Source organism: Streptomyces sp. NPDC051173, assembly GCF_040689515.1.
In the GTDB taxonomy this organism is placed as follows: Bacteria; Actinomycetota; Actinomycetes; order Streptomycetales; family Streptomycetaceae; genus Streptomyces.
Genome location: NZ_JBFBBD010000001.1, coordinates 1 through 21,665, shown reverse-complemented (window position 1 = coordinate 21,665; position 21,665 = coordinate 1). Strand labels below are relative to the sequence as shown.

The window sequence follows — 21,665 nt, the reverse complement described above, 5'->3', positions numbered from 1 at the left end:
TCTTCCCCGGCAAGGCCGCGCCCGCCCCCGAGGGCGTGGGGCAACCCGTGCCGCGGACGAGGGGTGCAGAGGCTCGGCACAAAGCGCCATGGGCGCGCCACCCCCCGCCAGGTTTCACGCTCCGCCCGTGGCGTGATGCGCTGCGTTGTAGATGCAGTGACTTTTGATCCACGTGGTGTGCCGGCCTCGAAAGGGCCACGGCGTGTTGAGCAGCGCGTGAGGTCGGAGCCGTAGTGCCATGGGAGTCGGCCGCGGCCCGGCGCAGTGCCACCGCAATGCCACGCAGTCCGTACGGCCCAGGCAGTCCGGCAGCTCCTCGCAGTGCCCGGCAAGTTCACGCAGTACCGCTGGTTCGGTCAGTTCACGCAGTTCAGACAGTTTCACGCAGTGCGATACGACCCTTGTCTCCGGCAAGGGCCCCAACTTCGGCGTTCACGGAAAGGAACGAGCGCTCATGCGCGAGATCCTCGGAAGGCGACGCAAGCTCTCGCTTCGGCGGAGCGGCCGGTCCGCGGTGCTCACCGCGGCCCTGGCCTATGCCACGGAGTGGCAGTGGCCCGTGCTCCCGGGTGTGGGGCTGCGGTCCGGCGGCGGCCGCGAGCGCGAATGCGCCTGCCCGCACCCCGACTGCGCCGCCCCCGGCGCCCACCCGTTCGACCCCGGCCTGCTCGCGGCGACCACGGACGCCCGGATGGTCCGCTGGTGGTGGACCAACCGTCCCGACGCCCCCGTCGTGCTCGCCACGGGCGGGCGGGCGCCCTGCGCCGTGAGCCTGCCTGCCGTCGCGGGCGCCCGCGCGCTGGTGGCCTTCGACCGCGCGGGCGTGCGCCTCGGGCCCGTGGTCGCCACCCCCAGCCGCTGGGCGCTGCTGGTCGCGCCCTACTCCCTGGAGGTACTCGGCGAGCTGCTCCACGAGCAGGACTGGGTGCCCGGTTCGCTGCGCTTCCACGGGGAGGGCGGCTATGTGGCCCTGCCGCCGTCGCCCACGGGGGCCGGCCGGGTGCGCTGGGAGCGGGCGCCGCAGCCCGCGGGTTCCACCGGTGGCACGGCCCGTGCGCTCCGGGCGGACCGGGGGCGTGCGGCGGTGCCCGCGCGCCCGTGGCTGCCGGACATCTCCACCGTCGTCGACGTCCTCGTCGCCGAGAGCGCGGGCACACCCGGGGGCGGCAGCAAGCTCGCGTACTGACGGGCCTCACAGGGCCGCGGACGGAGTGAGGAGTGGCTGCCCTTGAGGGGCCGCCGGTACGGGAAGCAGAGAGCGCGTACGGACGGGAGACGCACGCGCTCTCACTCGTACGGGTGTAAGCCGCTCCGAGAAGTGCGGTTACCGCCGCGCGGCCGCCCGGGAGGGGCCGTCCTGCCCGCTATGTTCTGGTGAGGGCCTGCGCCGGATGTTCTGCCGGGCGCCGCCCGGCGGGGTGTCGGAAGCCGTCCCCGCGTCTTCAGCGTTCGCGGCGAGTTGCGGGTGGTCCTTATGGAGCGTCGGTCCGGTGTGCCCGGAGAAGTCAGTGCGTCCCAGCAGCGGGGGGCCAATCTCCGGATGATCGCGCTCGCGAGCGTGGTCGCCCTGGCGATCGTGCTGCCGCTGGCCGCCGCCACGGCGGGCCCGGCGGGAACGACGAGCCCGGAGAAGGCCCGCGGCCGGGCCGGGAACGGCCCCAAGGGCGAGCGGGCGCGGACCGCGGCTCCGCTCACGGCCGTGGCCGGCGCCCCGGACACCCGGGAGCCGGAGCCGGCGCCCGCACCGGCGGCCGACGAGAGCGAGGGCTCCGACGGGAAGGGCTCCGTCGAGGACGGCGTGCAGGACTCCACGCGCTGCGGCCCCGAACTCGCCGCGCCCGAAGGCGTGGAGGCGCAGACCTGCGTCCTGCGGCAGGGGACCGACACCTGGGCGCGCACGTACTACCGCAACGCCACAGGCGGCCCGCTGACGGCCGTACTCGCCCTCATGGACCCGACGGGCCGGACGGTCGAGGTGCAGTGCCAGATGGGGCCCTCGGACGACCCTGACGGGTGCGAGACGCCGCACGGCCGGACCGTGCGTGACCCGCGGCAGCGCGACGCGTACTCGGCGGTGGCGGAGATCGCCGGAGCGGACGGGCGGATGCTGCTGCGGTCGGGCAGCAACTCGGCGGGCGTCGGGGCGGATTAGGCCGCGCCCGGGGGCGGGCCCTGCGGGGCGGGGCGTCCGCGCCTGTGGTGGAGCCGGTCGGCGTCAAGGAGAGCCGGGCTGCGCACTCGCATCAGCCGCATCCAGCTCGTCCGGCCCTTGAGGGCGCTGCCACGAAGCGGTGGTGGGAGTGGGGCCACGAGGGCCGCTGCGCAAGATCCGCCGGACACGGCGACGAGGGCATGGAAACGCCCGGTCGCTGGCGACGGGGGATGCACCAGCGACCGGGCTCCTAGAACGGTAACAAGAGATCGGCCGTTCGCAAATTCGATCGCGGATTTCCGGACGTGTATTTCCGGGCAGACAGCGGGAGTTGTGACAGGAGTCACGTAAATGACGCCGTCCGCGCACCGGAATCAACCACTCCGCCGCCCGCGACGGCTTCCGTGCGGTCGATGTGTCGACCAGGGGGTGGACGGATGCGCGGAGGGGGCGCGGACGGATGACGGACCGGCGCACGCTCGTTGTCGGCGTGCGGGCGGTGCGCTCGCGTCTGCGGGCCCGGCGCCCCGGCGGCGGGCCGTCGCCGGAACGGCCGGACGGGCCCGGCCGCGGGAGCCTCCTGCGGCCGGGCCCGTCCGTGAGAGGCCGGAGCCCCGGTCAGTTCAGGGTGATCTGACGGTTGGTGAGGCCGCCGCGGGCGCGCCGCTCCTCGGCCGTCAGCGGCGCGTCGTCGGCGAGCGCCGTGGCCAGCCGCTCCGCGAACGCGGCGGCCGGCTTCTCGACGTCCTCCGCGCGCACCGTGGTCGGCAGGTCCCACACCGGCACGGTCAGGCCGTGCGCGCGGAACGAGCCCACCAGGCGGGTGCCTTCGCCCAGGGAGGACGTGCCCGCGGCGTGCAGCCGGGCCAGGGCGTCCAGCAGCTTCTCCTCCGGGTGGGTCATGACCCAGCGCAGGTGGTTCTTCTCCGGGGTCTCGCACCAGTAGGCGGCGTCGACGCCGGACAGCCGGACCGTCGGGATGGCGGCGGCGTTGGCGCGGTCCAGGGAGGCCGCGACCTCACCGGTCGCGCTCTCGGCGTTCTCGACCCAGAAGTCGAAGCCCTTGTGCACGACGGGCTCGAACGGCCCCTCCGTCTCCAGCAGGTCCTGGAGACGCGGCCCGTCCGTACCGGTGCGCTCGGCGGCCACGGGGCTGCCGGGAGCCGCCGTCAGCGCGCGCTGGAGCGTGTGGGCGAGGTCGCGGCTCAGGTCGCCGGACGCGGTGTCGTTCTGGAGGCCCAGCAGGACGGCGCCGTTGTCCCGGCGGAGCGCGGGCCAGGCCATGGGCAGCACGGTGGCCAGCGTCACCGACGGCACGCCCTCCGGCAGGCCGCCCTTGAGGGTGAGCTCCACGGTCGCGGCGGGTACGAGCTCGCGCAGCGCGACCCAGTCGGCCTCGCCCGGCAGCCCCTCGAAGGGGCGCTGGACGAGCTCGGCCACCGCGTGCGCGGCCTCGCGGCCGTGGCACGCCTTGTAGCGCCGCCCCGAGCCGCATGGGCAGGGCTCACGGGCACCGACGACGGGGATCGGGCCGTCGACGGCCGACGGCGTGGCGGCCTTGGTCTGAGGGCGGCGCTTCTTGGCCATGGTGTGCGGGTCTCCCGTTGGGGTGCGGATGTGGTGCGGCGAGCCTAGTCGGCTGCGCCTGGGCTTCTGTGAGTGCTTCAGCTGGCCGTGTCGTCCGCACCACTTGCTGCGCGGCGGGTGTCCTCAGTCGCTGGACGGGCTGGAGTGTGTGGCTCGCCGTGGGGGTGTGCGGGTTCGTATCGCCTGCGGCGGGCGTTCTCGCTCTCCCCCAGAGGTGCCCGCACGGGCTGGAGTTGGCTGTTGGGGGTGCGCGATTTCAAGCCTGTTGGGGGCACCCCCGGACGAAGTCTGGGGGAGATTGAGGACACGCCCGAAGGGCGTTCCCGCCCCTGGGGAGGCAAGCGACCTGGGGCGCTTGAGGGCGTGCCCGCAGGGAGCTCGGCGCCGTAGGCGGCAAGGCAGGCCGCAGTCGCTCCGGGAGTAGGGAGGAGGACAGGCGCGCGCCGTGCGCGGTAGAGGTTCCGGCCGGTGGTGGTGGGGTGCCGCGTCATCGCGGACGTCTCGCGTCCGCTCCGCTCCGCGGGGCACACCGGCCGTGCGCAGGCGCGTCCGAGCGCGCCCGGTCACGACGGTCCGCGCTGGTCTACGCGCGTCGCATCGTCGTCATGTCAGCTCGTCGATATCCGTGAACGCCATCTCGGGCGCCAGCTCCATCCGCGTCGTGAAGCTGTCGCGCGCCGTCAGACAGGCCCATACGGTCACCTCGCCACAGGCGTCCCGTACGCCCCAGTCCTGGGAGAGAGCGCTGATGATGTTCAGGCCGCGGCCCCCGCGCGCGGTCACCGAAGGTGTGGCCGGAAGTGGCCGGGTCGGGCCTCCCCCGTCCGTGACCTCGACCGTGAGCCGGCCGTGCGCGTCGAGTCTCCAGGCGGCACGTATCCCCCCGTCCTTCTCCCCGTCTCTGTCGCCGTTCTCCGGGCTCAGCGGGCGCCCGTGCCGGTACGCGTTGCTGAGCAGCTCCGAAAGGATCAATACGGCGTCGTCGATGACCGAATCCGTTACCCCGCTGATGCGCAGATCCTCACGCATCCGGTGTCTTGCCTGGCCCACACCGGTTGGACCATGGGGTACGGCCATGATCGACGACGTGGGCACCTCCTGTGCCACCACCAACGCCACCCCCGAGACCTCCTTTGCCCCACGTCAGGGGATGGATGCCCCAATGGACTGGACCGGAAACCGGCCATCCCGGAGACGGTGGGGCACTCGGGGAGGTCGAACACGCACCGAACGCGCCGGTGCACTCCATGTAATGGAGCTACAGCCGGCCGAGCTGCGAAAGCACCTGTTTGGGCCGGTTCGTAATGATCGCGTCCACTCCGGCGCGGACGCACAGTTCGACGTCGGCCGGGTCGTTCACCGTCCAAACGTGCACTCGGTGCCCGGCGCGGTGCACCCGTGCCACGTAGCCGGGGTCCTTCCGTACGATCCGGATGCTCGGCCCCGCGATCCGTACGCCCGTGGGCAGCCGGCCGTCGCGGTGGCGCGGGGAGACGAACTGCATCAGATAGACGGTCGGGATGCTCGGGGCGCCGGCCTGCACGCGGTGCAGGGAGCGCGCCGAGAAGCTCATCACCCGCACCGGTGAGGGCTCGCCCGCGGGCGGTTCGGCGAGGCCGAAGCGGCCCAGCAGGTCGAGCAGCTTCGCCTCGACCTGGCCCGCCCAGCGGGTCGGGTGCTTGGTCTCGATGGCCAGCTCGATGCGGCGGTCCGCGTCGACGACGAGTTCGAGGAGCCGCTCCAGGGTGAGGACGGAGGTGGCGTCGAGGTCGGGCTCCTCGTCGTCCGCGGCCTTGCCCTTCCACGAACCGAAGTCGAGGGTCGAGAGGTCGGCCAGCTCCAGGGAGGAGACGGCGCCGCGGCCGTTGGACGTGCGGTTGACGCGGCGGTCGTGGACGCACACCAGGTGGCCGTCGGCGGTGAGGCGCACGTCGCACTCCAGCGCGTCGGCGCCGTCCTCGATCGCTTTGCGGTAGGCGGACAGGGTGTGTTCCGGAGCGTCCTCGGAGGCTCCGCGGTGGGCGATGACGGCGAGCGGGTGGCGCTCGGGGCGGAGGTCCCGGGCCGGGTGCGCATAGGTCACCGCGTTATGGTGCCACCGCCTGACACAATCGCGCATGCGCACCGTTTGTCTTGTTCGCCCCGGAGTAAAGGGCGACAGGTTCGAGCACAGGCTCCGCTTACGGTGGTCTGACGTGTCATGGGAAAAGCTGGCAGCAGACCGGATCCATGGCATGAGCACACGGGCGTGGCCGTAGCCAAGGCCGGACGCTGCGCATGACACTGATGTGCACCTGACGATGCACGTGATGAGGAGAGAGCTGTGAGCACCGAGAACGAGGGCGCTGCCGTTCCGCCTGCGCCCGGCCCGGGTACGACGCCTGCGGCGTCGGCAGCCGAGCCGGAGCGCCCCGTTCCATCCGCACCGAGCGCTCCGCCCGCGCGGGGCGAGGTGCCGGACGCGGCTCCGGCCGCTCCGGTGACGGCTCCCGCTCCCGCTCCTGCCGAGACGGCGCAGCTCCCGGCCGTCGGCGTGGAGGAGGCACCCGCTGGCGCTCCCGCGCCCGCCGCCGCTCCCGCGCCGTCCGTCGTCCCCGAGGCGCCCGCCGCGCCTCCGCAGCAGACCGCCGCGTTCGCGCAGGCCGGTGTGCCGGGCGCGGCGCCCGGTCAGCCCCAGCCCGGTGCTCAGGGCGGCTGGTACGGCGGTGGGCCCGGCCCGCAGCAGCCGTACGGCGGCGCTCCCGCTGCCCCCGGCGGCCCGACCGGCGTGTGGGGCGCGCCGGGCGCGTACCCCCCGCCGCGCAAGCGCGCGGGCGGCCTCGTCGCCGCCGTCCTGGCGGCGGCCCTCGTCGCGGGTGGCGTCGGCGGCGGCATCGGCTTCTGGGCGGCGGACCGCAACAGCGGCGAGTCGTCGACGACGCTCACCGCGTCCGGCGACCCGAAGACGGAGAGCCGGACGCCCGGTTCCGTGGCGGACATCGCGAGCAAGGCGCTGCCCAGCGTCGTCACCATCGAGGCGCAGAGCGGCGGCGGTGAGGGCGGCACGGGCACCGGCTTCGTCTACGACAAGCAGGGCCACATCCTGACGAACAATCACGTCGTCGCGTCGGCGGCGCAGGGTGGCGGCAAGCTGACGGCGACGTTCTCCAACGGCAAGCAGTACGACGCCGAGGTGGTCGGCCGCGCGCAGGGTTACGACGTGGCCGTCATCAAGCTGAAGGACCCGGCCGGCGCGACCCTCAACCCCATCCCGCTCGGCGACTCCGACAAGACGGCGGTCGGTGACGCGACGATCGCGATCGGCGCGCCCTTCGGCCTCTCCGGCACGGTCACCACGGGCATCGTGAGCGCGAAGAAGCGGCCGGTCGCCTCCAGCGACGGCGGCGGCACCGGCAACGCCTCGTACATGAGCGCCCTCCAGACCGACGCGTCGATCAACCCGGGCAACTCCGGCGGCCCGCTGCTCAACGCCCAGGGCGCGGTCATCGGCATCAACTCCGCCATCCAGTCCGCCAACAGCGGCGGCGGCTTCGGCGGCGGCCAGCAGCAGGCGGGCAGCATCGGCCTCGGCTTCGCGATCCCGATCAAGCAGGCCAGGAACGTCGCCGACCAGCTGATCAAGACCGGCAAGCCGGTCTACCCGGTCATCTCGGCGACCCTGAACACGCGGGAGTCCGGCAACGGCGCCAAGATCGCCTCCGGCGGCGACGGCAGCGCCCCGGCCGTCACCCCGGGCGGCCCCGCCGACAAGGCGGGCCTGAAGGCCGGCGACGTGATCACCAAGCTCGACGACACGGCGATCGACAGCGGCGCCACCCTGATCAGCGAGATCTGGACGCACCGCCCCGGCGACAAGGTCACGGTCACCTACACCCGCGACGGCAAGCAGGCGACGACGGAGATCACCCTGGGCCAGCGCGAGGGCGACCGGAACTGACATCCCACGGCCATCCCCCGGCCAACCAGCCCTGCACGCACCAAATGAGCAGACGGTAGGCTGTACCCGCTCCGCAGCAGGTGGGCGGAGCGGGGAGGCTTGCCCGAGCGGCCTAAGGGAACGGTCTTGAAAACCGTCGTGGCAGCGATGTCACCGAGGGTTCAAATCCCTCAGCCTCCGCCGGTTCTGCGTTGCCGCAGGTGAGAAGGGGTGCCCCGGGAGGGGGCACCCCTTTCGTCTTGGTGACGTGTCTCACCGGGTACCGCCGGTATCCCGGGTTCGGTCGGCGCGTGCGGACCAGGCGCGGACCAAGTGTGTGCCCAGGAGCATGTGACGATGTGTAACCGGGTGAGAGATACGGATGGTCACGACCTGACGCCGCCCGGCGGCAGATCGGTGAGTACTCATGGCGAACGCGTACGAGAAGATCGCGGACGAGCTCCGCGAGTCCATCCCCAGGCCGGCTCGTACCGGGTGAGCGGCTGCCGGCGGAGACGGCGCTCGCCGAGCAGTACGGGCGGAGCGTTCCGACCATTCGCGACGCGCTCCGGCTCCTCCGGTCGGAAGGGCTGATCGAGAAGCAGCAGGGCCGCGGCAACTTCGTCCGTAGGACCCGTACCGCTGTGCGGTGCAGCAACCTCCGGTACCAGTGGGAGAAGAACCGCGCCCGCGGGCCGGAGCCGGACCGGAGCCGGAGCGGGCCGCGACCGGGGCGACGGAGCACGACACCGGCCTTGAGACGGGCGATCTGGTCTTCCGTGTCGCCTACCGCGAGGTCAAGGCGGCCAAGGAGATCGCGGAGGCGTTCGGGGTGCCGGAGGGCACGGGGCTGATCGAGCGCACCTATCGGACGCGGTACGCCGCGGAGCGCGCGGGTGAGCGCCGCCCCGGAAAAGATCAGGACCGGCCCGTCCCGCAATGCGTCGCCGAACGGGCCCGGTCATCTGGATTCCCCTCGGATCACTTCCAGAGGACGCCCTTGCCCAGTGTGAAGGGCTCGCCCCAGTATTCGGCCGAGGTGACCTTCACCGAGGGCGAGGGGGCGAGGGCCACCGCGCAGCCCTGGGCGGTCTTGCCCGCGGTGAAGCCGCTCGGGAGCGCATCGCTCTTGCACTTGTCGAAGTCGCCGATGACCATGAGGTCCTGGGCCTCCGTGCCGTCGGGCAGGTGGCCCTTCATGTGGTTCACGGAGCTGAAGGACAGGTCGGACGTGCCGGCGTTCGTGACCGAATAGCGGATGTAGTAGGGGACTTTGCCCTTCACCTGGTCGCCGAGGTTCAGCGAGGCCAGGTCGGCCGGGTCGCCCTGGTCGATCGAGGTGACGGCCAAGGAGATCTCGCCCTTCGTCGAGCCGTAGGTGAAGGGGATCTTGGCCGCCTGGCCGAGCTTGAGATTGTCCCCGGCCTTCGCGTCCGACCCGCTCCCGCCGCTGTCGGCCGTCCCAGTGGGCGCGCTGTTCGGCCAGTTCGGCCCGCTCGTCGCGCTGTCGCCGCCGGAGGTGCTCGGCTTGGCGGCCGACGCGGAGGAAGCGGGGTGGGCGGGACTGCTGTCGGGGCCGCACCCGGTCAGGGCGAGCGCCCCGACGGCGATGAGCCCGCCGAGTCTCCGAGTGGCCTTGACGCTGTCGATTCCGTTCATCGTGTGATTCCCCGTTGCTGTGGATCGATGAATGCGAGGGGACCGTACCCGGAGTAACAGATGGACGGTTGACGCAAAAACGACCTCTCGTCAGTCATTGCTTTCTTTGTGTCGGAGATCACCTGCCGCGTCCTGGATTTACGGCACGGATATACGACAAGGCGCGCCTTTGATGGTTATCGGGACGGAATCCGTATCAGCCGGTCAGGACGCCCACGGCACCCAGGCGTTGGGACCGGCCGCGTTGTACCAATATCGGCGGCCGGCGTCGAGCGCCGTCGTCCGGAACGGCCGGCCGTGGTCGTCGATGCGCGTGGTCCGCTGCCGATCGCCACTGCTCCAGGCCAGTTCCAGATACCAGTTGACGTCCTGGCCGAGCGTGGAGGCGTCGATTTCGAGCACCTGGGGGTCGGTGGCCGACACCTTGTAGGGGAAATCGGTCACCGGCGTCCGCCGCTCTCCCTCCAGGCCGGGGACGGCCCGGGGGCGTGGTGAGGCGTCGTCCAGGTCGATGGCGAACGACGCGGGCGCCAGCTCGCCGCCGCAGCCCGCGCCCATGGTGTAACCGTTCCACGCGGGCGCCTTCCGGCTGCCGGTCGTGCGGACGTACAGCGCGTGCAGGACCACGGGGGTGCTGTCCGTGCCCTGCACGGTCACCGACAGCCGCAGGTGACCGGCGGGTACGGCGTGCAGGGTGGCCGCCCAGCCGTCGGTGGCGTCCCGGGCCGGGGGCGGCGGGACCTTGTCCGGCGCCTGGTCCAGGGCGAACCACTGGTCGCAGGGCGCGCCCCAGTTGTTCGCCTGCACGCTGACGGTGAAGGGGACGGCGTCGGAGCGGGGCGCCGGGGTGCCGGAGGAGCCGCCCCGGTCCGCCTCCGGGGCGGCTGGGGAGGATGTGGTGCCGGTGGACGCGGAGCCGCCAGGGGTGCCCGAGGGTGATGGTGGGCGAGTGACGCCGGTGCCGGAGGCCGCGCCCGGGGCCGTGTCCGCGGCCGCGCCGGGGGAGAGGCCGCGCGACGCCGGCGCGGACGCCGGGGCGGGCCGGGCGTCTGCCGTGTCGGCGGTGCGCCCGCCACCGCCGAGCGTCGCCACGGCCACGGCCGTACCGGCCGCCATGGCCGCGACGACGCCCGCCGCGACGGCGATCAGCCGATGGCGTCGGATGCCGGGTCTGGTGGGTACGCGGGTGGGGGACGCCGGCGAAGGCGTCGAAGGAGCTGAAGAAGCAGAGGGGGCTGAGGGAGTTGAGGAGGCGTCGTCGCGTAAGGCCACCGAAGGTTCCGGCGCGTGCGGCGCCGGACGATCGGGAGCCGGCCCCGGTGCCGTCTCGTCGCAGGCGCGTGAATCGGAGCCCGGTGCGACCGGCTCGCCGCGTGGGACCGCCGTACGGGCCAGCCTTCCGGCGGCCGCGCCGCCGCCCGTCGGCTCGCGGCGGCGTTCGGCCAGGGCCAGGGTCCACTGCTGGTACAAGGCCGGCATTTCGTCGGCGGAGGCTCCGCAGACCTTGGCGAACCGCTCCACGGGCGCGTACTCCGTGGGGACCGTCTGGCCGTTGCAGTAGCGGTGCAGAGTCGAGTTGCTGGAATGCAGCCGCTTGGCGAGGGTGCCGTAACTCCGCCCGGAACGTTCCTTCAGTTCACGCATCAGCTCCGCGAACCGCTCGGTCTCCGTGTCCATCCCACCCTCACCCTCGCGCTGGAACCGCGTTCCAGGCCCGGCCGTATCCCCAGGTGAGAGGGGCTGGAACCATCACATGGTTCCAACTTCCCGACAGGAAGGGCGACTGGGACGAAAAGGGCCGCACAGTTGGCCTCGTCAGCCGGTCCGCCGGAGCCGATCGGAACTCCGGCGCCGCGTGCACCGCTCGATCCCTGTGTGAACTCTTCAATGGAGGAAGACTCATGTCCAAGACCCGCACCCGCGCCCTCTTCTCGTGCGCCGCCCTGGCCCTCGGCGCGACCGCCGTCCTCGGCGGCGCCGGCATGTCCTCGGCCGCGTCCGCCGTCCCGTCCGCTCAGACGCACGGCAACGTCGGCTCGGGCCCCTACGACGACAGTGACGACTACGCCTACGGCCACGCCTGCTCCGCGGACCAGCTCTCGGTGCGGGTGGTCCCGCGGTCGGAGGCTCCGAGCCAGCGGGTGATCGAGGTGCGCAGCCTCGCGGCGAACTCCTGCGGGCTCTCCTACTACCCCCTGGTCAGCATCGGCGACCCGAACGCCGCGGATCACAGCCACGACATCAAGCCCCTGATCCCGGGCGGACTCGGCGGCCCGCCCGCGTACGCGCTCCACGCCGGGCGGACGGCCTACGCGGTCATCGACCTCGACCCCACCGGCAAGGCCGCTCCCCAGGAGGCCGAGCTGAACGTGCTGGCCCACAGCGACATGCCCAACGCCGACACCCTCAACTTCCCGCTCGGCAAGGACGCGCGGGTGCTGGAGCCGAAGCTCGGCCTGTACGAGGACAACGTCGCCGACGCGGTCCGCTCGATGACCCTGGCGGACACGCAGTCCTGAGCGACGGTACGACCGGGTGAGAAGGGGTGCCCCTGAACCGGGGCACCCCTCGCTCCACGCATTGGGGGCGGCGCGCTCGCGGCCGCCCTCGATCGTGCGGCGTGTACAACTGAGACATGGCCTGCGCCTGTGGGGCGCTCGTCGCCACCCTCGTCGCCGACTGCATGGGGCCTTACGAGCTGCGGCTCGATCCCGTGCGGGTGTACGCGTATCCGACGGACCATCAGTTGGCGGGAATGTAACCATAGGTCCACGCCCCGTTGCCTTGTTTTTACGACGTGCTAACAGAACTCACTTGCGCCCCTGGGGCTCGCGCGTGGTGGGATAAGGCGATGCGAACCCCCATACGCATGCAACCTCGCCCCCGTAATCCGTACGACGAACTCGCCGCGCTCGCCGATCCCGACCCGCTTCTCGGCGAAGTGACCCAGGAGATGCCGATACCGGAGGGCGTGGCGGGGGATTCCCCGACATCTGTGCAAACCGTCCTTCCGCTGCGGATCGAGCGCGACGAGCCGTGGTCGCCGCCCGATCACCGGCGGGCCGGGAAAGGGCGGCGTGCCAAGCGGAGCCGGCGGCGGCGCCGGGGGCCGTTCGCCGCTGTGCCCCGGGCCCTGAAACTGCTCGTCGCGCTTCTCGTCTGCGTCGGATTTCTCGTGCTGGCGGACCGGTGCGCGGCGATGTACGCGGAGAAGAAGGCGCAGCGGGCGCTCCAGGACCAGCTCCATCTGGCGGCCGCCCCGCAGGTGGACATCCACGGCTTTCCTTTCCTCACACAGGTGCTGGGCAAGCGCCTGGAGCGGGTCGACGTCACCGTGCCGCATGTCGCCGCGGACCGGGTGTCGCTTGCGAAGGTCAAGGCGAGTGCGCACGACATCCGGCTGACCGGGGATCTGCCGAGCGATATCCGTGGCGCGGTCGTCGGGAATCTGGACGGCGAAGTCGTGATGTCCTTCGACGACATGAACCGGGAACTCGCCGCTTCACAGGTGAAATTCAGCCGCCGCGACGACAATTCCGTGAGCGCGGACGGGAAGCTCACGGTCGCCGGGCAGGAACTGCGCGTACGGGCGCAGGCGCAGCTCCGGCTCGTCGACAACCGGGAACTCTCCACCGACGTCGACGGCATGAGCCTCGACGTGCCCGGCATCGCCACCTACCGCCCGGGGCGCGGCCGCGGCCTGACCCTGCACCGCGAGACGGCCGAGCGCATCAGCCGGGACGCGGCGCGCGTGAAGGCGCTGCTTTCGGTGCCCGCGGTGGTCGAACGGCTCGGGGTGCCGCAGGACGTCGTCGCGGAGGCGCTTCAGGACGAGGAGAAACTGCACGAGCTGACGGGGGCGCCCCGCTTCGTCGAGCAGCTCACCCACGTCAACCTCGTGGACGTCGTGGTCGACCGCCCCTGGCTGCTCTCGAAGATCGGCATCGACCCCAAGCTCATCAACGGCCTGATCCACATGCGGCCGCCGGAGCTCTCCGACCGCCTGTCGTTCTCCTTCTCCCTGCCGAAGGAGGCGCGGCTGCTTCAGCTGCGCGGGGTGAAGGTCGAGAAGGACGGTATCCGCGTGAGCCTTTCCGGAATGGAACTGGCGGTCGGCAAGACCGGGTAGCCCGCGGGTTCGTCGAAAGGCGTCAGCCCAGACCGGCGCAGAGCTCCAGAATCAGGTCGGCCACCTTTTCCGGTTCGCGCAGGGTCGGGTAATGGTCCGATTCCGCGAGCCTCACGAGGCGGCAACCGGGGATGCGCTCCGCCATCTCCTCGTTGCAGCGGACCACTTCGGGCTGATCGTGTTCGCCGAGGGCCAGTACGCAGGGGACGCGGAGTTCGCCGAGCCGGTCGAAAGCGGGCGCGTCCCGGGTGAGATGGGGGTGGTTGGAGAACCACGCCGGGATCGCCGAACGGAGCAGGGCCACGGCCTGGGGGTCGCCGTCCTTGCCCACCGCGGCCCAGGTGCGCAGGCTGAGGGCGATCAGCCCGTCCATGTCCCCGGCTTTGGCCAGAACCTCGATCCGGGCCATGAGATCCCGGGAGAACAGCCCTTCGTAGCCGGTCACCCCCGAGCCCACCAGGGCGAGACCCGCGACCCGCGCGGGGGAGTCCAGCGCGACGTTCAGCGCCGCAGAGCCGCCCATGCTGGAACCGGCCAGGACCACGCGGTCCAGGCCGAAGTGGTCGAGTACCGCCGTGAGGTCACCGGCCAGGGAGAAGGCGGTGGTGGTCTTCGGGGAGCGGCCGTAACCACGTACGTCGTAACGGATCACGCGGTGCCGCTGCGTGAGGCGCGGCAGGATCGGGTCCCAGAAGGCGGAGTCTCCGACTCCGGGGTGCAGCAGGACCAGGGGGAGGGTGTCGCCGCCGGAATCTTCTGCCCATACGGTGCCGCCGGTTACGGGGGCCGTGAGTTCCATGACGCCAGTCTGGTGGTGGGGCGGTCGAGATCGGCAGGTGTGGGGGCGGGTCGGTTGGCGCCTGCGGCGGGCTTCTTCCCCAGCCCCGCCCCTCCCCGGCTGCATCTGATCTGCGGCTCCGCCGCGTGGGGGCGCGTGCCCCAGGCCCCCGGGTGCGGGTCGGTGGGCGCCTGCGGCGGGCTTGTTCCCCTACCCCGCCCCTTCCCGAAACTGGGGCGCTGCCCCAGACCCCGACGTGCGGGTCCGTTGCCGCCTGCGGCGGGGGCTCCCCCAGCTACCGCTGGGAGGTGCCCCCAGCGGGCGCGTCCTGAAACTCCCCCAGCTATCGCTGGGAGGTGCCCCCAACGGGCTGAAAAGAAAAGGCGGCGCATCCACCGGCCTTCAACTTGCTCTCCGGCGGAGGGGGTGGGGCCGGAGGGTGAGGTTCTGGAACGCGGTGCGTCGTCACGGCACCCAATACGGATTACGGCGCCACGCACCGCGTTCCAGGTCCTCAGCCCGGAGGTCACACCCCCGGTCCAGCCACCACCCCAGCCCGGCCGGCGATTGAGGCCACCCCACCCCCGGCACACACAACCCTGACCCAGAATGAACGTTAATCCCCACCCCGCTTACGAATTCGCCCAAATAAAAGCCGGAACGGTTCTCCCCATGGGACGCAACGGTTCCAAGAGCAGGAAGAACCCCCTGGGAGCCCCCGGGCAGGCGTCGGGTGGAGTGTCGGGGTTTATTCGTGAGCGGTCATGCTTGCGAGGGAATGAGAAGCGACGGGTGGTTCGCCGGGGATTCGGTGGGCACAACCTCATCAGCGACATCGCTGGGCGGTCGGCCAACTGCCCGGCACTAAGCAGTAGTTCCGTTCTGCGTTCTGGAGGAATTGACATGGCAAGCACCCGCACTGCTCGCGTCCTCGCCGCTGTTGCCGCTCTCCCGATGGTCGCGCTGCTGTTCACCGGCGTCGCCTCGGCCGACGACGGCGGCCAGCTGGCGAACCGGGGATCCAACGTGGCCGCTGCCGCGATCGTGGGCAGCGGTGTCGGGCACACCAACAACGGAAACTCCACCACGGGCCTCCAGCAGGCCACGGGTTCCGGTGCCTCGAACCAGGCCGCCACGGCGAGCGTCAACAACTCCCACGACACCGCGATCCGCCAGGACAACGTCTCCGTGACCTTCACGAAGCTCTGGTAGCCCCTGGATCCGGGCGACACCCGTGACCGGGTGAGAGTGGACAGGGTCTGGTGATGGTTGCGCGGCGGCACCCCGGTGCCGCCGCGCGGCCTTTCCGGGGGAGTTGGCCGGGAGCCGGCCGGGTCCGCGCGCCCTTGACAGTCCGAGTTTTCCTGACGGACAGTCAGGAAAACTCGGGAAGGGGAGCCGGTGGACGACCCCGAAGACGTGTATCCGCTGCTCAAGAGCTATGAAGGCCGGCCCGTGGGCTCCGGCCGGGGCAAGGACCCGGTCAACGCCCCGATGATCAGGCACTGGTGCGAGGCCATGGGCGATGCCCACCCCGCCTATGCGGGCGCCGACCCGGTCGCCCCGCCCACCATGCTCCAGGTGTGGACGATGGGCGGCCTCTCCGGTCCCGTCGGCCGCGCCGCCGCGTACGGCGAGCTGCTCGCCCTGCTCGACTCCGCCGGGTGCACGGCCGTGGTCGCCACCGACTGCGAGCAGGAGTATCTGCGCCCGCTCCGGCCGGGGGACGTGATCACGTACGAGTCCGTGATCGAGTCCGTGTCACCGCGCAAGACCACCAAGCTCGGCACGGGGCACTTCGTCACCACGCGGATGGACGTCCGGGCCGACGGTGAGCTCGCCGGGACGCACCGCTTCCGCATCCTCAAGTACGCGCCGACGCCCCGCAAGTACGCCCCGGCACCCCTTAAGTACGCGCCGGCTCCCCGCAAGTACGCCCCGGAGGCCCCCGGGTCCGGGTACGCGCCCGCGAAGAACGGCCGGGCGAGCGGGGCCGCCCGCCCGCGTCCCGTCGTCAACAGGGACAACGCCGGCTTCTGGGACGGCGTGGCCCGGCGGAAGCTGCTCATCCAGCGGTGCGACGCCTGCGCGGCGCTGCGGTTCCCCTGGCTGCCGGGGTGCGGCGGCTGCGGGTCGCCGGAGTGGACGGCCGTCGAGGCGTCCGGCGCCGGGACGGTCTATTCGTACGTGGTCATGCACCACCCGCCGTTCCCCGCCTTCGACCCGCCCTACGCGGTCGTGCTGATCGAACTCGCCGAGGGGGTGCGGATGATCAGTAACGTCACCGGGGTCGCCCCGGAGCGGGTGCGGATCGGGATGCCCGTGGAGCTGGAGTTCGTCGGTGTGGACGGCGGGCAGCTCCTGCCCGTATTCCGCGCACTCGCGGCACGGGTGGCGCGATGAGGGCCGGCGACGAACTGCCTGCGCTCACCGTGCCCGTCACCCGTACGCTCGTCGTCGCGGGTGCCCTCGCCTCCCGTGACTTCCAGGACGTGCACCACGACGCAGAAGCGGCGCGAGCCAAGGGCTCTCCCGACATCTTCATGAACATCCTCACCACCAATGGACTCGTGGGCCGTTTCGTCACCGATCATTTCGGGCCGGAGGCGACCCTGCGGAGGGTTTCGATCCGCCTCGGTGTGCCCAACTATCCCGGCGATGCCCTGGTGTTGACCGGAAGGATCGCCTCCGTGAACGACCGCACCGCAGAAGTCCTCGTCGTCGGCACGAACCGGCTCGGCCCCCACGTCACCGGTACGGTCACGGTGACCCTCCCGTCGCCGGACCCCGCGTGAGCGCCCGGCACCCCGACCGCCTGGGCGGCCGGGCGGCCGTCGTCGGGATCGGCGCGACGGAGTTCTCCAAGGACTCCGGCCGCAGTGAGCTGGCCCTGGCCGCCGAGGCCGTCCGCGCGGCCCTCGCCGACGCCGGGCTCACCCCCGCCGACGTCGACGGCCTCGTCACCTTCTCCATGGACACCAGCCCCGAGATCACCGTCGCCCAGGCGACCGGCATCGGCGAGCTGTCCTTCTTCTCCCGCGTCCACTACGGAGGCGGCGCCGCCTGTGCCACCGTGCAGCAGGCCGCGCTCGCCATAGCGGCCGGCGTCGCCGAGGTCGTGGTCTGCTACCGCGCCTTCAACGAGCGCTCCGGCCGCCGCTTCGGCGCCGGGGTGCAGCGGCGCGAACCCTCCGCCGAGGGCACCGCCCTCGGCTGGGCGCTGCCCTTCGGGCTGCTCACCCCGGCGTCCTGGGTGGCGATGGGCGCCCGCCGCTACCTGCACCGTTACGGCCTGGAGCCGGAGGTCTTCGGGCATGTCGCCGTCACCGACCGCCGGCACGCGGCGACCAACCCCGCCGCGTATTTCCACGGCAGACCCATCACCCTCGCCGACCACGCCGCCTCCCGCTGGATCGCCGAACCCCTGCGGCTGCTCGACTGCTGCCAGGAGACCGACGGCGGCCAGGCGCTCGTCGTGACCTCCGCCGAGCGGGCCCGCGCGCTCCCGCACCCGCCCGCCGTGATCGTCGCCGCCGCCCAGGGCGCGGGCCGCGCGCAGGAGCAGATGACCAGCTTCTACCGCGACGACCTGACCGGCCTGCCCGAGATGGGGGTGGTCGCGCGGCAGCTGTGGGGCAGCAGCGGGCTGGCGCCGGGGGACATCGACGTGGGCATCCTCTACGACCACTTCACGCCGTACGTCCTGATGCAGCTGGAGGAATTCGGCTTCTGCGGGCCCGGTGAGGGCGCGGCCTTCGTCGCCTCGGACGCGCTGCCGCTCAACACCCACGGCGGCCAGCTCGGCGAGGGCTATCTGCACGGCATGAACGGCATCGCGGAGGCCGTGCGCCAGCTCCGCGGCACGGCGGTGAACCAAGTGGCCGGGGCCGGGCGGGTACTGGTCACCGCGGGTACCGGAGTTCCCACGTCCGGGCTGCTTCTCGGGGCAGACGGATGAACCGGCGGCGTGTCAGCGGAGAGCCCCACCCCCGGCCCCCTTTGACTCACGTCATGGCCCTGAGAAGGAAGATCATCGGATATCTCGTCGTCCTAATGGTCGCGCTGACCCAGCTGACCTCGGGCATCGCGCCGGCCGCGGCCGGGGACCGGGGCGATCCGCGCGACGAAGGAGCCAAGATCTTCAAGGGGTGGGGCATCGACGCCTGCCAGGCCCCCTCCCTCACCGCCCTGCGCGCCTGGCGGGACTCCGACTACCGCGCCGTCGGCGTCTACTACGCCGGACGGGCCCGCGCCTGCCCCCACCAGACCTATCTCAGCGCGGGCTGGCTCAGCAGCGCCCGGGGTCTGGGCTGGAAGATCCTGCCGATCTTCGTCGGCTCGCAGTCGCCCTGCGTCCGGGCGGAGAACAAGCGGGGCTACGGCATCGGCGACTACCCCTACGACCAGGGCCAGGACGAGGGCCAGGAGGCGGCGAACCGGGCCTCCGCGCTCGGCATCGCGCCCCGCAGCCCGCTCTACCTCGACATGGAGGCGTACGACGACGGCGACGACGACTGCGCCGACATCACCCTCTCCTTCATCCGCGGCTGGAGCGCCACCGTCCGCGACCTCGGCTATCTGCCCGGCTTCTACAGCAGCGCGGACTCCGGCGTACGCCACATGGACCGCGCCCGGCGCAACGGCACCTCCGGGCTGCCCGACGTGATGTGGTTCGCCCGCTGGCGCACGGACCCCACGACCGACGGCGAGCCGGCCCTCGGCCGCGGCGCCTGGACCCCGCACCGCCGCATCCACCAGTACAAGGGGAACGTCACCGAGAGTCACGGCGGCCAGAAGCTCACGGTCGACCGGAATCTGGTGGACGCGCCGGTGGCGATCATCGACTAGGGCAGCGCTCTCCCCCTCTGGGAGGTGGGGGCAACCCCACACATACGACCTGAGGGGGATCGCTCTTCGGCACCTCCGGCCGATCCGCGAGGTACGGGTGGGCTCCTAGCGTTGAGGCATGACAGTTTCCGCGACGCCTGTGTGCACCAGCGCCTCCACCGCCGTGTACCCGTCGTTCACCTCGTACGTCCGGGCACGCGGCCCGGTGCTCCAGCGCACCGCCCGCTCGCTCACCTCGAACCCGTGCGACGCCGAGGACCTGTTGCAGACGGCGCTCACCAAGACCTATCTGGCCTGGGAGCGCATCGAGGACCACCGGGCGCTCGACGGCTACGTGCGGCGCGCGCTGGTGAACACGCGCACCTCGCAGTGGCGCAAGCGCAAGGTCGAGGAGTTCCCGTACGAGGAGCTCCCCGAGCGCGAGTCCGCCGCCCTGGACCCCGCCGAGCAGCAGTCGCTGCACGACGTGATGTGGCGGGCCGTGCGCCGGCTGCCGGACCGGCAGCGGGCCATGGTCGTCCTCAGGTATTACGAGGACCTCACCGAGGTGCAGACGGCGGAACTGCTGGGCGTCTCCGTGGGTACCGTGAAGAGCGCCGTCTCGCGCGCCCTCGGCAAGCTGCGGGAGGACCCCGACCTGGCGTGCGCGGCCTGACGCCGGGGGACGCGCCGCGGCCTGCGTCCCGGTAAGGCGGTGTGGCCTGCGTCTTAGCAAGTGGGTAGTGACTTACCAGGAGTTACCGCAGGAGAATCAGCGGACGATCACTATTCCGCTTTTGTCCTTCGGGAGGCCCCCCGGTGCTCAGCACGATGCAGGACGTACCGCTCACCGTCACCCGCATCCTCGTCCACGGCGCGCTCGTCCACGGGGATGCCACGGTGACGACCTGGACCGGGGACGGCGAGCCGCAGCGGCGGACCTTCCGCGAGATCGGCACGCGGTCCGTGCGGCTCGCGCACGCGCTCCGGGAGGACCTCGGGGTCGTCGGCGACCAGCGCGTCGCCACGCTGATGTGGAACAACAGCGACCACGTGGAGGCGTACCTCGCCGTCCCCGCCATGGGCGCCGTCCTCCACACGCTCAACCTCCGCCTCCCGGCCGAGCAGCTCGCCTGGATCGTCGGGCACGCCGCCGACCGCGTCGTCATCGTCAACGGCTCCCTGCTGCCGCTGCTCGCGCCGCTGCTGCCGCACCTGGACTCCGTCGAGCACGTCGTCGTCTCGGGCCCGGGGGACCTGTCCCTCCTGGCCGGCTGTCGCCCGCAGGTGCACGACTACGAGCAGCTGCTCGCGGGGCACCCCGGCGACCACTTCGACTGGCCGGAGCTGGACGAGCGCCAGGCCGCCGCCCTCTGCTACACCTCGGGCACCACGGGTGAGCCCAAGGGCGTGCTCTACAGCCACCGTTCGATCTATCTGCACGCCATGGAGGTCAACGCGGCGGCCTCCTTCGGCCTGACGCCGGACGAGATCTGTCTTCCTGTCGTGCCGATGTTCCACGTGAACGCCTGGGGGCTCCCGCACGCCGCGTTCATGGCCGGTACGTCGATGCTGATGCCCGACCGCTTCCTCCAGCCGGGCCCGCTCGCCGAGATGATCGAGGCGGAGCGGCCGACGGTCTCCGCGGGTGTCCCCACCATCTGGGCGGGCCTGCTCGCCGAACTCGACGCCCGGCCCCGGGACATGACCTCCCTCCGCACGGTCATCAGCGGTGGTTCCGCCTGCCCGCCCGTGCTGATGCGCGGCTTCGAGGAGCGGCACGGCGTGCGGCTCGCCCAGGCGTGGGGCATGACCGAGACCTCCCCGCTGGGCTCCGTCGCCTACCCGCCCGCCGGCGTCACCGGCGAGGACGCCTGGCCGTACCGCGTCACCCAGGGCCGCCTCCCCGCCTCCGTCGAATTCCGGCTGGCCGGCCCCAGCGGTGAATTCCTGCCCTGGGACGGGAAGTCCGCGGGCGAACTGGAGGTACGCGGCCCGTGGATCGCCGGTGCGTACTACGGCGGTGCCGGAGCGGAGCCCGTGCGCCCCGACGACAAGTTCAGCCCCGACGGCTGGCTGCGTACGGGCGACGTCGGCACGATGTCTCCCGACGGCTACCTCACTCTGACGGACCGGGCGAAGGACGTCATCAAGTCCGGTGGTGAGTGGATCTCCTCCGTCGAACTCGAGAACCACCTGATGGCCCACCCCGAGGTGGCCGAGGCGGCCGTCGTGGCCGTGCCGGACGAGAAGTGGGGGGAGCGGCCGTTGGCGGCGGTCGTCCTGCGGGACGGCTCCGAGGTCTCGTACGAGGTGCTGCGGGTGTTCCTGGGCGAGCGGGTGGCTCGGTGGCAGGTGCCGGAGAGGTGGGTGCGGGTTTCTTCCGTGCCGAAGACGTCTGTGGGGAAGTTCGACAAGAAGGTGCTCCGGAGGCTTTATGCGGAGGGGGCTTTGCGGGTGTCTGTGCTGGGGTAGCGGGCCGGCTGCGGGTCGGTGGGCGCCTTCGGCGCTTTGTTCCCCTACCCCGCCCCTTCCCGAAACCGGGGAGACCCCGGACCCCAGCGCCCTGCGGGCGCGTCCTCAAACTCCCCCAGCGGTAGCTGGGGGAGTTTGAGGA

Annotated in this window: 19 protein-coding genes, 1 tRNA gene and 1 pseudogene; 15 read left to right on the top strand and 6 right to left on the bottom strand. The window is 71.8% G+C overall.

Annotated features, from left to right (window positions below; translation table 11 throughout):
• Positions 1-454: 454 nt before the first annotated feature.
• On the top strand, positions 455-1,186 hold the full coding sequence (locus tag AB0435_RS00105) for a bifunctional DNA primase/polymerase (RefSeq protein WP_366004608.1): 732 nt from the start codon (positions 455-457) through the stop codon (positions 1,184-1,186).
• Positions 1,187-1,492: 306 nt separating this feature from the next.
• Positions 1,493-2,152, top strand: a complete 660-nt coding sequence (locus AB0435_RS00100; protein WP_366425818.1) for a hypothetical protein — start codon at positions 1,493-1,495, stop codon at positions 2,150-2,152.
• A 618-nt stretch (positions 2,153-2,770) separates the two neighbouring features.
• Here AB0435_RS00100 and AB0435_RS00095 read toward each other — a convergent pair.
• From AB0435_RS00095 to AB0435_RS00085, 3 genes are all read right to left on the bottom strand, one after another.
• A complete protein-coding gene (locus AB0435_RS00095) occupies positions 2,771-3,739 on the bottom strand; it encodes a DUF5926 family protein (RefSeq protein WP_366007749.1) in 969 nt (322 codons plus the stop codon).
• 603 nt (positions 3,740-4,342) lie between these two features.
• The gene (locus tag AB0435_RS00090) at positions 4,343-4,816 is read right to left on the bottom strand and encodes an ATP-binding protein (RefSeq protein WP_366007766.1); all 474 of its coding nucleotides are present in this window, start codon (positions 4,814-4,816) and stop codon (positions 4,343-4,345) included.
• Between the two features lie 181 nt (positions 4,817-4,997).
• Positions 4,998-5,822, bottom strand: a complete 825-nt coding sequence (locus tag AB0435_RS00085) for a glycerophosphodiester phosphodiesterase (RefSeq protein ID WP_366007750.1) — start codon at positions 5,820-5,822, stop codon at positions 4,998-5,000.
• A 240-nt stretch (positions 5,823-6,062) separates the two neighbouring features.
• On the opposite strand from AB0435_RS00085, the gene AB0435_RS00080 reads away from it, so the two are divergent.
• The 3 genes and pseudogenes from AB0435_RS00080 to AB0435_RS00070 all read left to right on the top strand — a co-directional run.
• Complete coding sequence (locus AB0435_RS00080) at positions 6,063-7,676, top strand: trypsin-like peptidase domain-containing protein (protein WP_366007751.1); 1,614 nt, start codon at positions 6,063-6,065, stop codon at positions 7,674-7,676.
• Between the two features lie 93 nt (positions 7,677-7,769).
• Positions 7,770-7,856, top strand: a tRNA-Ser gene (locus AB0435_RS00075).
• Between the two features lie 226 nt (positions 7,857-8,082).
• A pseudogene (locus AB0435_RS00070) lies at positions 8,083-8,550 on the top strand (GntR family transcriptional regulator); the annotation flags it as partial.
• Between the two features lie 86 nt (positions 8,551-8,636).
• Here AB0435_RS00070 and AB0435_RS00065 read toward each other — a convergent pair.
• Together AB0435_RS00065 and AB0435_RS00060 are read right to left on the bottom strand one after the other, a co-directional pair.
• A complete protein-coding gene (locus tag AB0435_RS00065; RefSeq protein WP_366425911.1) occupies positions 8,637-9,314 on the bottom strand; it encodes a hypothetical protein in 678 nt (225 codons plus the stop codon).
• Positions 9,315-9,518: 204 nt separating this feature from the next.
• On the bottom strand, positions 9,519-10,991 hold the full coding sequence (locus AB0435_RS00060) for a helix-turn-helix transcriptional regulator (RefSeq protein ID WP_366425817.1): 1,473 nt from the start codon (positions 10,989-10,991) through the stop codon (positions 9,519-9,521).
• A 224-nt stretch (positions 10,992-11,215) separates the two neighbouring features.
• Here AB0435_RS00060 and AB0435_RS00055 point away from each other — a divergent pair, with 224 nt between their 5' ends.
• The 3 genes from AB0435_RS00055 (at position 11,216) to AB0435_RS00045 (ending at position 13,443) form a co-directional block, all read left to right on the top strand.
• Positions 11,216-11,833 (top strand): hypothetical protein, encoded by a 618-nt coding sequence (locus AB0435_RS00055; protein WP_366425816.1) that lies wholly within the window; start codon positions 11,216-11,218, stop codon positions 11,831-11,833.
• 116 nt (positions 11,834-11,949) lie between these two features.
• Positions 11,950-12,075 (top strand): hypothetical protein, encoded by a 126-nt coding sequence (locus AB0435_RS00050; RefSeq protein WP_366007756.1) that lies wholly within the window; start codon positions 11,950-11,952, stop codon positions 12,073-12,075.
• A gap of 108 nt (positions 12,076-12,183) precedes the next feature.
• Positions 12,184-13,443: a DUF2993 domain-containing protein gene (locus tag AB0435_RS00045; RefSeq protein ID WP_366425815.1), complete on the top strand. Its 1,260-nt coding sequence runs from the start codon at positions 12,184-12,186 to the stop codon at positions 13,441-13,443.
• A gap of 22 nt (positions 13,444-13,465) precedes the next feature.
• Here the strand turns inward: AB0435_RS00045 and AB0435_RS00040 are convergent, their stop codons facing one another.
• Complete coding sequence (locus tag AB0435_RS00040; RefSeq protein ID WP_366425814.1) at positions 13,466-14,242, bottom strand: alpha/beta hydrolase; 777 nt, start codon at positions 14,240-14,242, stop codon at positions 13,466-13,468.
• 882 nt (positions 14,243-15,124) lie between these two features.
• Here AB0435_RS00040 and AB0435_RS00035 point away from each other — a divergent pair.
• The 7 genes from AB0435_RS00035 (at position 15,125) to AB0435_RS00005 (ending at position 21,523) form a co-directional block, all read left to right on the top strand.
• The gene (locus tag AB0435_RS00035; protein WP_366007759.1) at positions 15,125-15,433 is read left to right on the top strand and encodes a hypothetical protein; all 309 of its coding nucleotides are present in this window, start codon (positions 15,125-15,127) and stop codon (positions 15,431-15,433) included.
• Positions 15,434-15,622: 189 nt separating this feature from the next.
• Entirely contained in the window at positions 15,623-16,624 is a 1,002-nt protein-coding gene (locus AB0435_RS00030; RefSeq protein WP_366007760.1) for an OB-fold domain-containing protein, read from the top strand.
• Positions 16,621-17,016: a MaoC family dehydratase gene (locus AB0435_RS00025; RefSeq protein WP_366425813.1), complete on the top strand. Its 396-nt coding sequence runs from the start codon at positions 16,621-16,623 to the stop codon at positions 17,014-17,016. The genes AB0435_RS00030 and AB0435_RS00025 overlap by 4 nt, the downstream gene beginning before the upstream one ends.
• The gene (locus tag AB0435_RS00020) at positions 17,013-18,179 is read left to right on the top strand and encodes a lipid-transfer protein (RefSeq protein WP_366425812.1); all 1,167 of its coding nucleotides are present in this window, start codon (positions 17,013-17,015) and stop codon (positions 18,177-18,179) included. Before AB0435_RS00025 ends, AB0435_RS00020 begins: the two co-directional genes overlap by 4 nt.
• Positions 18,180-18,232: 53 nt before the next feature.
• On the top strand, positions 18,233-19,069 hold the full coding sequence (locus AB0435_RS00015) for a DUF1906 domain-containing protein (protein ID WP_366007763.1): 837 nt from the start codon (positions 18,233-18,235) through the stop codon (positions 19,067-19,069).
• A gap of 118 nt (positions 19,070-19,187) precedes the next feature.
• The gene (locus AB0435_RS00010; protein ID WP_366007764.1) at positions 19,188-19,724 is read left to right on the top strand and encodes a SigE family RNA polymerase sigma factor; all 537 of its coding nucleotides are present in this window, start codon (positions 19,188-19,190) and stop codon (positions 19,722-19,724) included.
• Between the two features lie 143 nt (positions 19,725-19,867).
• Positions 19,868-21,523, top strand: a complete 1,656-nt coding sequence (locus AB0435_RS00005) for a long-chain fatty acid--CoA ligase (protein ID WP_366007765.1) — start codon at positions 19,868-19,870, stop codon at positions 21,521-21,523.
• Positions 21,524-21,665 lie beyond the last annotated feature (142 nt).

Coding starts and splice junctions, on each gene's coding strand:
- AB0435_RS00050 (WP_366007756.1), top strand. CDS start 11,950: ATGGCCTGCGCCTGTGGGGCGCTCGTCGCCACCCTCGTCGCCGACTGC.
- AB0435_RS00105 (WP_366004608.1), top strand. CDS start 455: ATGCGCGAGATCCTCGGAAGGCGACGCAAGCTCTCGCTTCGGCGGAGC.
- AB0435_RS00035 (WP_366007759.1), top strand. CDS start 15,125: ATGGCAAGCACCCGCACTGCTCGCGTCCTCGCCGCTGTTGCCGCTCTC.
- AB0435_RS00090 (WP_366007766.1), bottom strand. CDS start 4,816: ATGGCCGTACCCCATGGTCCAACCGGTGTGGGCCAGGCAAGACACCGG.
- AB0435_RS00060 (WP_366425817.1), bottom strand. CDS start 10,991: ATGGACACGGAGACCGAGCGGTTCGCGGAGCTGATGCGTGAACTGAAG.
- AB0435_RS00040 (WP_366425814.1), bottom strand. CDS start 14,242: ATGGAACTCACGGCCCCCGTAACCGGCGGCACCGTATGGGCAGAAGAT.
- AB0435_RS00065 (WP_366425911.1), bottom strand. CDS start 9,314: ATGAACGGAATCGACAGCGTCAAGGCCACTCGGAGACTCGGCGGGCTC.
- AB0435_RS00045 (WP_366425815.1), top strand. CDS start 12,184: ATGCAACCTCGCCCCCGTAATCCGTACGACGAACTCGCCGCGCTCGCC.
- AB0435_RS00055 (WP_366425816.1), top strand. CDS start 11,216: ATGTCCAAGACCCGCACCCGCGCCCTCTTCTCGTGCGCCGCCCTGGCC.
- AB0435_RS00095 (WP_366007749.1), bottom strand. CDS start 3,739: ATGGCCAAGAAGCGCCGCCCTCAGACCAAGGCCGCCACGCCGTCGGCC.
- AB0435_RS00025 (WP_366425813.1), top strand. CDS start 16,621: ATGAGGGCCGGCGACGAACTGCCTGCGCTCACCGTGCCCGTCACCCGT.
- AB0435_RS00015 (WP_366007763.1), top strand. CDS start 18,233: ATGGCCCTGAGAAGGAAGATCATCGGATATCTCGTCGTCCTAATGGTC.
- AB0435_RS00010 (WP_366007764.1), top strand. CDS start 19,188: ATGACAGTTTCCGCGACGCCTGTGTGCACCAGCGCCTCCACCGCCGTG.